Genomic DNA, 13,320 nt, shown 5'->3' on the forward strand with positions numbered 1-13,320 from the left:
CGCCCGGTCCCGTTCCGAACCCGGAAGCTAAGCCCCATCGCGCCGAGAGTACTGCGGGGCCAGCCCGTGGGAGGCCAGGGCGCCGCTGACCGGTGGACGGCACCGAGCCGTCATCGAGAATCGAGAAGGGGGAGGCCTCGCGGTCTCCCCCTTTTTCGTTTGGGCGTTGTAAACTTACAGCCCCTACGGCTTAATTGTCTTTTCTATTTGAAGAAAATAAAACGAATGACCAGCGCGATTGCCGCGATGGCAATGATCAAGAGCGCGATTTGGAGCCGGTGCTGTTTGCGTCGCCTGCTAGACGATATAAATATCGATTTTCCTTGCTTCGGCGTCTCTAAATAGCGGGCAGAATGCGTTAGGGTCTGCTTAGGGCGAGGCTCTCTTCGTTGTTGCTTGGCGGGTGTTCGGGCCTGCTCCTGGTTGTATGCGCTGTTTTTGGATAAGGGGGCATCTTTGAGATACGCCGATTCGCTCGGTGCGACGCCCATGTGTTTGCGACCTGATTGAGATTCTTCAAGGGTTTGATAACGATTGCGAGTTACATATTCAGGCTCTGTATCGTCAATAGGCTCTTGGGAAATATGGGGACGATGGTAGCGTATGGTCTGCGGATAGGTTGATTTATCGTTCTGCATCTGATCATACGAATTGTCGGAGGTTTGATCGTCCATGATGCCCTTAGGTTGTCATTAACATTGTGTATACGCTCATTGTAAGCCCCAGCTTTGTTTAGCTAGGGCACATTTGGTATTTAAGACACGGTTCAAAGAAGCTTGACCTCATTAAACCTTAGTCACATAGACTTAGATATGCTTATAGATAGAGACTTAAAAAACTTTATATCAAAATGTATATATAAGAAATGGATGGGCATATATTAAAGCGTCAAAAGAAGTCCCTGCCACCTAGAAGATGGCTCGGCAGTCCCTTAAAGGAGTGGTAGTCATGGCAAGCATGGTTCCTTATCGTTCGGTTTTTGGTGTTCGTCCCTCTGCTAGCTCGTTGTTCGATCTGTTTGATGATATGACCGATCTGGCAAACAACTCGATCGCCTCCAAGGCGTTTCCCGTTGATGTTGAGGACAAGGGCGACGGTTACGAGGTCAAGGCTTATTTGACCGGCGTCGCGAAGGACGACATCGACGTTGAGCTCAATGAGGGTCGTCTTTCCATTAGCGTGAATGTTGAGGAGAGCGAAGAGAACAAGGACAAGAACTACCTGCAGAAGGAGTTTTGCTCTTACAGCGCGACGCGCGGTGTGTACCTGAAGGATGCTTCGAGCGAGGGACTTTCTGCAAAGTATGCTGACGGCATCCTTACCGTTACGGTTCCTAAGATTGTCGAGAAGAAGAACGTTACGAAGATTTTCATCGACTAACGTTATCGGCTATTAACATCGGTGCCTGAGTTAAGGGGGGCTGGGAAGCGATTCCCGGCCCCCTTTTCTATTTGAGACAGCCTACTGAATATTTGAGACGGCCTACTGAATGGTCATGGGCCGATATTGCCCGGCGGGACGTATTGTGAGTTTATGTGGCCCCTCAACGCGGGTGGCGGTGCTACCAAGCTCGTTGTCGAGTGTTGCCCCAAGTGAGCTTGCGTAGCTTTTGACGGTAAGGCTTGGGCGATTGTTGTCTTGGCTAATGTGCATCGCGATAAGCTGCTCGGTGCGATCGGTTACCAGCGCGCGTGCGGCATCGGCGGCCTGATCGTTGGAGAGATGCCCTTTTGCAGACAGGATGCGTTCCTGAAGAAAGCGAGGATAGTCTCCTTGACGCAGCATGGCTACATCGTGGTTGCTTTCGAGCGCGAGAATGCGACAGTCCCTGAGCGTATCGATAGCATGCTTCGACAACTCGCCGGTGTCGGTGGCAAAGCCAACCGAATCACCCTGGGTATCAAAACGGTAGCCGACAGGATTGACGACGTCGTGCGATGTCGAATACGTTTGAATGTGGACCCCGGCAATAGAGAGGGCGTCACCTGGGTCGAATTCCTCAACAGACAGATGTGCAAGGCTTTCCTTTGATGCGAGCGTGCCCCTGCTGGAAAAGACCGGTCCGTTCCAATGTTTGCACCACACCTCAAGCCCCTTAATGTGGTCGCTGTGCTCATGGGTGACAACAAGGGCGGACACGTCGTCTGCCGAAAGGCCGAGCTCAGCCATGCGTTTGAGCGTTTCGCGGCGGGACAGTCCGTCATCGACCATAATGAGCCCCTGCGGGCCCTCGATGAGTGCGCAGTTGCCTTTAGAGCCGCTGCCGAGGATATGAAGGTGCAGGCGAGACATAAGATTCCAAAGGATACAATGAGTGCTGACGAATAGAGGAGGAAGCGAATGCCAACGGTATCACAGCATTACGGACACCATGCCGTACCCGGGGCAGTCGATGAGACCCGGACGAGGCAGCAGGCTGCTCCTGTGGTGCTCATGGTATCAGGCGGTGCGGACTCGACGGCACTGCTTCTTATGGCGTGCACATCAAAGCTGGATATCCAAGATGGACGCGGCGTTGCCCCCATTGCTCGCGAGCGCCTACATGTGCTTCATGTAAACCATCACCTGCGAGGCAAGGCGTCCGACGGCGACGAGGCCTTTGTGCGCGAGCTCTGCGCACAATATGGCTTGCCGCTGTGCGTGGAGCACGCCTATTTTGATGGGGAGTCGGGCAATATCGAGGCGGCTGCGCGCGAGGTGCGTTATGCCGCGGCGCGAAGGTATGTTCGCGAGCTTTGTGCCAAGATGGGGGCGCCGAGAACGGCGGCGCGCATCTGTACTGCCCATACCTCTTCAGACCGCGCGGAAACATTTTTGATGAACGCCATTAAGGGGTCGGGACCTGCTGGGCTCTCGAGCATTCCCCGCCGAAGGAATATTGTGGTACGCCCCTTGCTCGACCTAACTCATGGCGAGCTTGTGGGCTATCTGCAGGTGCATGGTCAGCCGTGGCGCGAGGACGAGACCAACGAAGATATCTCGTATCTGCGAAACTACGTTCGCCACCGGGTAATGCCAGTGCTGGCGCAGCGTAATGCGAGCGTGTGCAAGACGATTGGTGCCGCCTGTGAGATCTTGGGTGATGAGGATGCGTTTCTATCCCAGTTGTCGGCACAGGCGTTTCGAAGCTGCCTGCGCAAAGAGGCAGCGGGCGCGCTGGTGCTCGATGCCAGACGCCTTGCTGCGGCCGAGGTGGTAATCGCGCGGCGCATCGTGCGACTGGCGATTAAACGCATCGATCCGGACGCTCGCCCAGAGATGCGCCATGTGGAGCGAGTCCTCTCCTGTGTTGCCGAGGGTGCGGGTTCGGTTACGCTTCCGGCGGGGATTGACGCACGTGTTGAGTTTGGCATGCTGGCGTTTAAGGCGCCGGCGGCTCGTGAGGGCTTGGTTGCGGACTGGATTACCATACCCGGCCGTATGTCGTTGGGCGGGGGACGTATGCTGGTCACAGAAGCGATAGCCGTTGAGCCGGGATGCGATATCGTGCGCCGCGCCCGTGAGTTTGCGGCTGCTGGGGAAGTGGCAGCTTTGGTGGACGCGGCTGCCCTGGGTTTTGCCAACAGCGATAGCGAGCGGATCTTGGCGGGCACGCGCGGCGAGGTTCCTGCCGAGGGGCGATTGGCGCGCCTGTGGGTGGACGGTCCCGCACCGGGAGACGTGATGTGCCCGTTAGGCATGAGTGGCCGAAGCAAGAAGGTATCCGACTTGTTGTGCGAGGCTCGTATTCCCGTTTCCGAGCGCACCGGCGTGCCCATGGTAAGGACGGCACCGGGGGGTGTCGTGGTGTGGGTCGCCGGAGTTCGCGCGGACGAACGCTTTAAGTGCACGGCGGCGACGCGTGTGGCCTATCTGCTTCGCGTGGTTGACGCGGATTAGCCCCTCGCACCAGTTTTTCTGTGCGGCGTTGACGGTATTCCCGCGCTGATGGTGCACGGGCTGGAAAATATACCCCGTGCGCTGCTAGAATGTGTAGTTCGCGTCCATACGGCGGTGTGTGGGCGATTAAGCACAAGAAAGGGTTGTCATGGCTTCTCAACATCCGGATATCGAGAAGGTTCTGTTTACGCAGGAGGATATCGACGGTATCGTCTCTCGCCTGGGCGAGGAGATTACGCGCGACTACGCGGGTAAGGATCTGGTGCTGATTGCGGTCTTGCGCGGCGCTGTGGTCTTTATGGGCGACCTGATGCGCAAGATCGAGCTGCCGACCAATATCGATTTCATGGCCGTTTCGAGCTATGGCGACGGTGTGAAGTCCTCGGGCATCGTGCGTATCATTAAAGACCTTGATATCGATATCCGCGGTCGTGACGTGCTGATCGTTGAAGACATTCTGGACTCGGGCCTGACGCTCAAGTATCTGATGAAGAACCTTGAGAGCCGCAAGCCCGCTTCTCTGGAGGTCGCCGCCTTCCTGTGGAAGGACGTTGAGGACCGCATCTCGGCCATTACACCCAAGTATGTTGGAACCCATTGCCCCGATGCCTTTGTGGTGGGCTACGGCCTCGACTATGCCGAGCGCTATCGTAACCTTCCGTATCTGGGCATTTTGAAACCGGAGGTTTATTCGTAAGATGCCCGACGACCGTAACGACTACAATTCCCAGACACCCCGGGACCCTAAGATTCCGGGGATGCCCGGAGGCAAGAAACCCACACGTACGGGCTGGCTGTATTTTCTTTTGGCTTGCGCACTTCTGGGCTACGCCTTCTTTAATATGGGCTCCGGCTTTGCCAGCTCCAGCAATACCGTTAAGCTCGCGACGAGCGAGATGGTGAGCGCCATCAAGCAGGATCGCGTCGAAGATCTGACCTATACGGTTCAGGACGGAAGCGTGACGGGTCATTACTGGAAGGCGAAAAAGGACAAGGGCGACACGAGTGAGCTCAAGAGCTTTTCCTCGACCTATGTCGGCTCCGATTCGCTTGCCGAGCTCATGGCGGAGCATCCCGACACTAAGTACATCGTCAACACCAACGACCCCGATTTTTGGGGCGACTTGGCGATGAGCGTACTGCCGACGATTGCCCTGATCGCCATCATGTTCTACTTTATGCGCCAGATGATGGGCGCCAATAATAGGAACATGCAGTTTGGCAAGACCAACGCCAAGACCAACGAGGCTACGCGTCCCAAGGTCAAGTTCGAAGACGTTGCCGGCGTGGACGAGGCTGTTGAGGAGCTCGAAGAGATTCGCGATTTCTTGAGCGATCCGGACCGTTATCGCAAGCTGGGTGCCAAGATCCCGCGCGGCGTTTTGCTGGTGGGCCCTCCGGGTACCGGTAAGACGCTACTGGCCAAGGCCGTTGCCGGAGAGGCCGGTGTCCCGTTCTTTAGCATCTCGGGCTCTGACTTTGTCGAGATGTTCGTGGGCGTCGGCGCCAGCCGCGTGCGCGACCTCTTTAAGGAGGCCAAGTCTCAGGCTCCGTCGATCATCTTCATTGACGAGATCGATGCCGTGGGACGTCAGCGCGGAGCCGGTCTGGGCGGCGGTCACGACGAGCGCGAGCAGACGCTCAACCAGCTGCTGGTCGAAATGGACGGTTTTGAGGAAAGCGAATCGGTCATCCTGATCGCCGCGACCAACCGCCCCGATATTCTGGATCCGGCATTGCTGCGCCCCGGTCGTTTTGACCGCCAGGTTACGGTCGACCGCCCGGATGTGAAGGGGCGCGAGCAGATCTTGCGCGTGCATGCCGAGAACAAGCCAATGGATGAGGACGTTAAGTTTGAGAAGCTCGCCCAGATGACCGTTGGCTTTACCGGTGCCGATCTGGCAAACCTGCTCAACGAGTCCGCGCTGCTTGCCGCTCGCCGTCATCGCTCCGTGATCTCGATGGACGAGGTCGAAGAATCGATGGAGCGCGTGATTGCAGGACCGCAGCGCAAGGGGCGCGTGATGACCGAAGCCGAGCGCACCACGATTGCCTACCACGAGAGCGGTCATGCTCTGGTGGGTCATATCCTGGAGCACTCCGATCCGGTTCACAAGATTTCGATTGTCAGCCGCGGTCAGGCTCTGGGCTATACGCTGCAGCTTCCGCAGGAGGATCACTTCCTCAAGACCAAGAACGAGATGCTCGACGAGCTTGCCGTGTTCTTGGGCGGTCGCGTTGCCGAGGAGCTCATGTGCGATGACATTACATCGGGCGCGAGCAACGATCTGGAGCGCGCGACCAAGATGGCGCGCGAGATGGTTACGCGTTTGGGCATGAGCGAGGAGCTGGGCACGCAAGTGTTTGGCGAGGCGCAGCATCAGGTGTTCCTTGGTCGCGATTATGCCGATCACCAGGATTACTCCGAGGAGACGGCGCGCCGCATCGATATCGAGGTTCAGCGCATCATGCGTGAGGCCCATCGCCGTGCTGTTGAGATTTTGGATGCCCGTCGCGATCAGCTCGATCTGATGGCGAAGGTGCTGCTTGAGCGCGAGACCGTCGAAGGCGACGCCGTGAACGCCCTACTCGACAACGACTGGGATGCCTACCTTGAGCGCGAGGGCGACATTCTGGCAGCCAAGGAGGAGCGCAACGCCAAGGCGGGCGGCGTGCCGACCAAAAAGCGCGCGCCTCGTATGAGCGAGGAGGAGCTGGCAGCTGATGCCGCAGCTTTTGCGCAGGCGGCCATGCAGGAAGATGCCGAAGTCGCATCCGATAGCGCTGACGATGTCGAGGCTGCTGACACAAAAAAGGCCGATGGCGACACCGAGGCCGACGAGTAGTCTTTGTCGCGAGAGCCTCCGCGGGGAAACCTGCGGAGGCTTTTTCTTTTGAGCGATATGTTGATTGGGGACAGACTTAAATGGGCGTTTTTACGCATTTAAGTCTGCCCCCAATTAACATTGCTGCGGTACTTTGCTTGACTAAAGCGTACAATACCGCCTATGCGAAAGGGGAACAGATGATCAACGAAACCATGTTTGCTCGCGGCGCGGAAAGCTCTATCATCCGCGAGATCTTTAGCTATGGACTTGAACGCAAGGCACAGATCGGTGCGGAGAACGTATTCGATTTTTCGCTGGGCAACCCGAGTGTTCCGGCGCCCGCTGCCGTGGCGGAGTCCATCAAAAAGGCCTTGGAGCTGCCGAGCGACCAACTGCACGGATACACGCCCGCACCAGGCCTGCCGCAATGTCGTGTCGCTGTGGCCGAGTCGCTCAACCGTCGTTTTGGCACGAGCTATGAGGGTAAAGATGTCTTTATGACCGTGGGTGCGGCGGCTTCGCTCACCTGCACGCTCAACGCTGTTACCAATCCCGGTGACGAGGTCATTGTTATCGCCCCGTACTTTCCGGAGTATCGCGTGTGGATTGAGAAGGCCGGCTGTACGTGTGTCGAGGCACCCGCCGATGAAGACACGTTCCAGCTGAGTGTGGGCAACGTGCTCAAGGCGATTACTGATAAGACGGCGGCCGTCATTATCGACTCGCCCAACAACCCGACCGGTGCCGTATATACGCGCGACACGCTGACGCGACTGGCCAATGTTCTGCGCGAGGTCAATGCCAAGCGTGATCCCGAGAATCCGATTATGATCATCTCGGATGAGCCGTACCGCGAGATTGTGTACGGTGCCGAGGTGCCCTGGGTACCCTCAATCTACGATAACACCGTCGTGTGCTATTCGTATTCCAAGTCGCTGTCGCTGCCGGGTGAGCGTGTGGGTTGGATCTTGGTTCCCAACACCAATCCTCAGGCTGCTCGCCTTATGCCGGCCGTCGCCGGTGCCGCCCGTACACTGGGTTTTGTGTGCGCACCGGCGCTCTTCCAGCGCGTGGTTATCGACTGCATCGATGAGCCGAGTGATGTCGAAGCCTATGCTCGCAACCGAACGGCGCTCACCGACGCATTGGCGGAGTACGGCTACACCTACGTTGAGCCGGACGGCGCTTTCTATCTGTGGGTGAAGGCGCTCGAGCCCGACGCAAACGCTTTTTGCGAGCGTGCAAAGAAGTACGAGTTGCTCGCGGTGCCTTCGGATAGCTTTGGCATGCCGGGTTGGTTCCGCTTGGGTTATTGCGTGAGTTACGAAACGATTATCAATTCGCTACCCGCTTGGAAACAGCTGGCGGACGAGTATTGTTAAAAGCAGAGCGCTCTGCCTACAATGTTTTACGTGAAACGGGGTTTGGTGTTAAACCGGACCCCGTTGTCATGGACGTTGTGTCTTTGGGATGGAGCGGTTTTACGACTATCGAAGGCTATGCGTACAATGAATATACGCGACGGCCATACCGGATAAGGAGACCTGATGCCCTACCTGCTTTCCTGTGACATTCATACCCATACGATGTTCTCTGCGCATGCATATTCGACCATTGAGGAGAATGTGTACTGGGCGGCAGAGCGTGGCCTGCAGGTGCTTGGATCTGCCGACCATCTGAGCTCTATGGTTACGGCTTGTCCCAATGACCTGCGCAGTTACCAGTTCTTTATCAACCAGGATATATGGCCGCGCATTTGGAGCGGCGTGTTGGTGCTGCGTGGCGCCGAGGCCGATATCGTTTCGCTGGACGGAAGCCTGTTTGGCGAGGACACTCCTGTCACGCTCGATATTGCCGGCGATTCGTACAGCCGTCAGCATTCGCTGTTCGATCGGGTTACGCGTAATTTGGATTATTTGGTTGCAAGCGTGCATAATCCGCAGCTCGCTGAAGGCGCGACGCTGGCCCAGACGACCGAGATGTATATCAATGCTCTGGAGCACCCCAAGGTGTTTATGCTGGGGCATACGGGTCGATCGGGCGTGCCGTTCGATATCGACGAGGTGTTGCTTGCTGCTAAGGCTAAGCACAAGATCATCGAGATCAACAATCACAGTCTTGAGCATGGCGCGGATGCCGAGCATTGGGACGTGTGCCGCAAGATTGCCGAGCGGTGCGCCGAGCTGGGCGTGGGGATTGGCGTCTCGACCGATGCGCACATTGGTATGGCAATTGGTAAGCTCGATCAAGCGCGCAAGATGCTCGACGAGATTCACTTTCCGCTGGATTTGATCGTGACGCGCGATCGCGAGACGCTACTGCGCGAGATGGCGGCAGCCGGCGTGTGTGACCTGCGCAAGAGGATGTAGCGGAGTTCATAAACCAAGTAAGGGGGCGGCCCAGACGGGTCGCCCCCTTCTTGTGCCGGTGGATTAGCGGCGCTCGAGGACCGCTACAGTTTCGGTGTGGTCGGTATGGGGGAACATGTCGACGGGCGTGATCTTGAGCAGGCGATAGCCACCGTCGAGGAGCTGGTGCAGGTCACGCTCTTGGGTCACGGGATTGCAGCTGATATAGGTGATGCGGCGAGGTCTAAGCGCGCAGGCGGCTTCGAGGAACTCGGGGGTAGAGCCGGCACGCGGCGGATCGATGGAAAGGACGTCGATGCGCTCGTTGTTGTCGGCGGCATCTAGGATGTAGTCGGTGGCATCGTCGGCCATAAACCAGGCGCTGCGGGTAAGACCGTTGAGCTCGGCGTTGCGGCGTGCGTCGGCAATGCCCGCCGGGTTGCGCTCTACGCCAAGTAACATGATGCCGATGCCCTTGTTCTGAGCTTCTTTAGCTGCGCAAAGACCGATGGTGCCGCTGCCGCAGTAGGCATCCATGAGAACATCGCCCTGGTGCAGATCCATACCGTCGATAGCGAGCTGGTAGAGCAGCTCGGTCTGCTGCGGGTTGGTCTGGTAGAACGCGGTGGGGGAGATATCAAACTCGCAGCCGAGTAGCTGGTCGCGCATGCATTCAGCGCCATACACGATGTGGGTTTCCTCACCCAGGATGGCGTTGCCAGGGCGTCCGTTGATGTTTTGGGCGACGGTGACGATACGCGGATCGAGTGCGGCGATGGCCTCAAAGAATTCCTGCGCATGCGGCAGGTCGCGCTGGGCGGTAACGAGGGTGATCATGATCTGGTCGGTGCGCCAGCCGCAGCGAACGACGGCATAGCGAAGCAGGCCCAGATGCTTGTCCTCGTTAAAGGCGGGAATGTGCAGGCGCTCGGCCTCACGCGCAATGCCGTTAAGAATCTGACGGGCTCCCGGTGCCTCGACGGGGCATTCGGGAACAGCGACGATTCTGTGCGTGCCGCGCTCAAAAAAGCCGCAGCGGACAGCGCTCCCTTTGCCGGGGGCAAAGGGAGTGGCGGCCTTATGGCGAAAACCACGCGGCGCAGGATATTTGCCCGGGTCGCCCAGAGTAACGTCCATACCGCGAATGGGATCGACGGTTATGCCCTCACGCTCGCAAAGAGCAGCAAAAAGTTCATCCATAGCAGCCTGCTTGGTCGCCAGCTGCTTCTTATAAGGCCTGTTGAGCGCCGTGCATCCACCGCAAGCTTTCATGATGGAACAGGGCGACTTGGGATCAACGGCCTTATGAGCGGACCGGGACGACTCATTATGCGAGCGCTTGGAATGAGCTTGAGGCGCCTTATCCTCGCCCCGACGAAAGTTGGGGCGCTTGGCCTTAGCCTTGCCTTTGGCTGGCCTGCCCTTCGCATCCTGAGATGACTTGGATTTCTTGGAAGATTTTTTCTCCTCCGACCCCTCAGCCGCCTCGATCAAAGCACGACGAGCCTTACGCTCCGCACGAGATTCTGCCATCAATAACTCCACTAATTCATGAATTAAAGCTGCGAGTATTGTACCGTGCCAAGCTAGCAGACGATATGCAAGCGGTTTAATCGTGTCAGTGATAAGCCCAACGACGGTTGCCCGCCGCGTGAGGGGTGTGGGGGTTAAGTTTATCGCGAGTTCCGCACGAACAGGAGGCCACTTAATGTGGCCTCCGTCGTGAGCAGGACTGTAGAGCAGGAAACTTAACCCCACACCCCTCACGCGGCGGGCAAACTCGCCTTGTGCTCTATCACGCTAAAGTGTATGATTCTGAACGTTACATGACTCACTTTACTTAGCTAAAGTGCCATCAAGGGGGAATACCATGAATACCGATATGTCTCGTCGTCAGTTTGTTGGTCTAGCCGGCTCGCTCGCCACGGTGCTTGGCCTTGGTCTTGTCGGCTGCGGCGGTGGTGCCGACAAGGGTTCCACTGCCGGCTCTGCCGCGGCAAAGGACGCCAAGGGCGTTGTGGAGTCTAAGAAGCTCGTGGTGGGCTTTGACAAGTCCTATCCTCCGTATGGCTTTGTGGGCGACGATGGCGAGTACACCGGCTTTGATCTCGATTTGGCCAAGGCAGTTGCCGATAAGCAGGGCTGGGAGGTCAAGTACGAGGCCATCGACTGGGACGCCAAGGATACGCTGCTCAACTCGGGCGCCATCAATTGCATCTGGAACGGCTTTACCATGGAGGGCCGCGAGGACGACTACACGTTCTCCGAGCCGTACATGCTCAACGAGCAGGTGCTGGTGGTCAAGAAGGATGCGGGCATCAAGAGTTGGGACGACCTTGCCGGCAAGACCGTGATTACCCAGACCGATTCTGCCGCACAGGATGTGCTAGAGGGTGACCAGAAGGATCTGGCGGCGACGTTTGCCACGCTCGATACCATCGGCGAGTACAACACGGCTTTTATGCAGCTCGAGAGCGGCGCGGTCGATGCGGTGGCTTGCGACCTTTCGATCGCCCAGTATCAGCTTGCCGCCAAGCCCGATGCCTATACGCAACTTGACAAGCCGCTGTCCAGCGAGCACTACGCCGTTGGCTTTAAGAAGGGTGATACCAAGTCGGCCGACGCCGTGACCGAGTCGCTCAAGGCGCTCTATGAGGACGGTACAGTCAAGGTCCTGTGCGACAAGTACGCGAGCTATGGTCTGTCCTTCGATAACTGGGTGCTCAAGTAATGTCTATCCAAGTCATGATGCAGATGCTTGGCCAGGGTTTCTTGGTCAGTTTGCAGTTGCTTGTGCTCACGCTGTTGGGCTCGATTCCCTTGGGAATTCCCGTGGCGTTCATGCGCATGAGCAAAATCGCGCCGCTGCGCTGGATTGCGCGCATCTACATTTCGGTCATGCGCGGTACGCCGCTCATGCTGCAGATGTTTGCCATCTACTTTGCTCCGTATTACGTCTTTGGTATTTCGCTCACGCCCGATTCCAAGTGGACAGCGTGCGTCGTGGCATTCATCATCAACTATGCCGGCTACTTTGCCGAGATCTATCGCTCGGGTCTGCAGTCTATCCCGCGTGGTCAATATGAGGCCGCCGAGGTGCTGGGTTACTCACGCCTGCAGACGTTTTTGTACATTGTGATGCCGCAGGTCGCCAAGCGCATTTTGCCGGCGATGGGCAACGAAATCATCACGCTGGTCAAGGACACGTCGCTGGCGTTTGCCATCGGCGTGGGGGAGATGTTCTCGACGGCCAAGGCACTGGTTGCCTCGCAAGTGAGCATGGTGCCGTTTGCGATTGCGGCACTGATCTACTGGGTCTTTAACTTTGTGGTCGAGATGCTGCTGGGCGCCGCCGAAAAGCGACTTGACTACTACCACGACTAGCCTGTTCCGTCGTGCTTTTCAAACACATGGAGGTTCCCGTGTCCGGAACGGTAATGAATATAACGAGCGCGCGCAAGGCGTTTGGTGGCAATGAGGTGCTCAAGGATATCTCGCTCGAGGTAAAGCGCGGCGAGGTCGTGGCGATTATCGGACCTTCGGGCGGCGGTAAGTCAACGCTGTTGCGCTGCGCAACGCTGCTCGAGACGCTTGACGGCGGCTCGCTTTCGTTTGGTGATCTAGCCGTTGCGACGGATGCGGGATCGGGCACGGTGTATGCGAAAGGCGATGTGCCCAAGCAGGCGCGCTCGCGCTTTGGCCTGGTGTTTCAGAACTACAATTTGTTCCCGCACTATACCGTGATGAAAAACATTACCGACGCTCCGATCCGCGTGCTCAAGCGCCCGCGCGAGCAGGTCGAAGCACGTGCGCGTGAGTTGATCGCGCAGATGGGGCTTACGGGAAACGAGAACAAGGTGCCATGTGAGCTTTCGGGCGGTCAGCAGCAACGTGTGAGTATTGCGCGCGCCTTGGCGCTCGATCCAGAGATCTTGTTCTTCGATGAGCCGACCTCGGCGCTCGATCCCGAGCTAACGGCCGAGGTGCTGCGCGTCATTAAAGACCTTGCCGCGCAGAATATGACGATGGTGATCGTGACCCATGCGATGCAGTTTGCGCGCGATGTTGCCGATCGCGTGGTCTTTATGGACGGCGGTCGCATTGTCGAGGAGGGTCCTGCCGAGCAGGTTATCGGCCATCCGCGCGAACGGCGCACACGCGAGTTCCTGAGCCGTATCGAGGGATAGGCTCAAGTAGACATTGAGGCGAAACCGCTGCAGGTCTTATGGCCTGCGGCGGTTTTAATTTGCGCCGATGGGGCTTAA

At 57.5% G+C, this 13,320-nt stretch carries 12 protein-coding genes and 1 rRNA gene; 10 read left to right on the top strand and 3 right to left on the bottom strand.

Translation table 11 applies throughout. From position 1 onward, the window contains the following. Nucleotides 1-91, top strand: a 5S ribosomal RNA gene (rrf, locus tag ACTQWD_RS04185); the annotation flags it as partial. A gap of 112 nt (nucleotides 92-203) precedes the next feature. Here rrf and ACTQWD_RS04190 read toward each other — a convergent pair. After that, complete coding sequence (locus ACTQWD_RS04190) at nucleotides 204-674, bottom strand: hypothetical protein (protein ID WP_441041359.1); 471 nt, start codon at nucleotides 672-674, stop codon at nucleotides 204-206. Between the two features lie 274 nt (nucleotides 675-948). Here ACTQWD_RS04190 and ACTQWD_RS04195 point away from each other — a divergent pair, with 274 nt between their 5' ends. After that, nucleotides 949-1,380 carry an Hsp20 family protein gene (locus tag ACTQWD_RS04195; protein ID WP_427728790.1) on the top strand — a complete coding sequence of 144 codons (432 nt, stop codon included), beginning with the start codon at nucleotides 949-951 and terminating at the stop codon, nucleotides 1,378-1,380. 102 nt (nucleotides 1,381-1,482) lie between these two features. On the opposite strand, the gene ACTQWD_RS04200 is transcribed toward ACTQWD_RS04195, so the two are convergent. Then, a complete protein-coding gene (locus ACTQWD_RS04200; protein ID WP_441559336.1) occupies nucleotides 1,483-2,292 on the bottom strand; it encodes an MBL fold metallo-hydrolase in 810 nt (269 codons plus the stop codon). A 48-nt stretch (nucleotides 2,293-2,340) separates the two neighbouring features. On the opposite strand from ACTQWD_RS04200, the gene tilS reads away from it, so the two are divergent. From tilS to ACTQWD_RS04225, 5 genes are all read left to right on the top strand, one after another. Further along, a complete protein-coding gene (tilS, locus tag ACTQWD_RS04205; RefSeq protein WP_441559337.1) occupies nucleotides 2,341-3,879 on the top strand; it encodes a tRNA lysidine(34) synthetase TilS in 1,539 nt (512 codons plus the stop codon). Nucleotides 3,880-4,027: 148 nt separating this feature from the next. Beyond that, nucleotides 4,028-4,576: a hypoxanthine phosphoribosyltransferase gene (hpt, locus tag ACTQWD_RS04210; protein WP_154517754.1), complete on the top strand. Its 549-nt coding sequence runs from the start codon at nucleotides 4,028-4,030 to the stop codon at nucleotides 4,574-4,576. 1 nt (nucleotide 4,577) lies between these two features. Beyond that, nucleotides 4,578-6,725 (top strand): ATP-dependent zinc metalloprotease FtsH, encoded by a 2,148-nt coding sequence (gene ftsH, locus ACTQWD_RS04215; protein WP_441554986.1) that lies wholly within the window; start codon nucleotides 4,578-4,580, stop codon nucleotides 6,723-6,725. A gap of 179 nt (nucleotides 6,726-6,904) precedes the next feature. Further along, a complete protein-coding gene (locus ACTQWD_RS04220; protein ID WP_441559338.1) occupies nucleotides 6,905-8,089 on the top strand; it encodes a pyridoxal phosphate-dependent aminotransferase in 1,185 nt (394 codons plus the stop codon). A gap of 165 nt (nucleotides 8,090-8,254) precedes the next feature. After that, nucleotides 8,255-9,076, top strand: coding sequence for a phosphatase (locus tag ACTQWD_RS04225; RefSeq protein ID WP_427719756.1), 822 nt, complete (start codon nucleotides 8,255-8,257; stop codon nucleotides 9,074-9,076). Nucleotides 9,077-9,139: 63 nt separating this feature from the next. Here ACTQWD_RS04225 and rlmD read toward each other — a convergent pair whose 3' ends face one another. After that, entirely contained in the window at nucleotides 9,140-10,588 is a 1,449-nt protein-coding gene (rlmD, locus tag ACTQWD_RS04230) for a 23S rRNA (uracil(1939)-C(5))-methyltransferase RlmD (RefSeq protein ID WP_441559339.1), read from the bottom strand. Nucleotides 10,589-10,925: 337 nt separating this feature from the next. Here rlmD and ACTQWD_RS04235 point away from each other — a divergent pair, with 337 nt between their 5' ends. Genes ACTQWD_RS04235 through ACTQWD_RS04245 form a run of 3 tightly spaced genes read left to right on the top strand, consistent with a single transcriptional unit; the run spans nucleotide 10,926 to nucleotide 13,242 of the window. Continuing rightward, nucleotides 10,926-11,786: a transporter substrate-binding domain-containing protein gene (locus ACTQWD_RS04235; RefSeq protein WP_441559340.1), complete on the top strand. Its 861-nt coding sequence runs from the start codon at nucleotides 10,926-10,928 to the stop codon at nucleotides 11,784-11,786. Then, nucleotides 11,786-12,439 (top strand): amino acid ABC transporter permease, encoded by a 654-nt coding sequence (locus ACTQWD_RS04240; protein ID WP_441559341.1) that lies wholly within the window; start codon nucleotides 11,786-11,788, stop codon nucleotides 12,437-12,439. Before ACTQWD_RS04235 ends, ACTQWD_RS04240 begins: the two co-directional genes overlap by 1 nt. A 38-nt stretch (nucleotides 12,440-12,477) precedes the next feature. Beyond that, the gene (locus tag ACTQWD_RS04245) at nucleotides 12,478-13,242 is read left to right on the top strand and encodes an amino acid ABC transporter ATP-binding protein (protein ID WP_427719752.1); all 765 of its coding nucleotides are present in this window, start codon (nucleotides 12,478-12,480) and stop codon (nucleotides 13,240-13,242) included. Nucleotides 13,243-13,320: the final 78 nt, after the last annotated feature.

Source organism: Collinsella sp. LCP19S3_B6, assembly GCF_052121815.1.
Classification (GTDB): domain Bacteria; phylum Actinomycetota; class Coriobacteriia; order Coriobacteriales; family Coriobacteriaceae; genus Collinsella.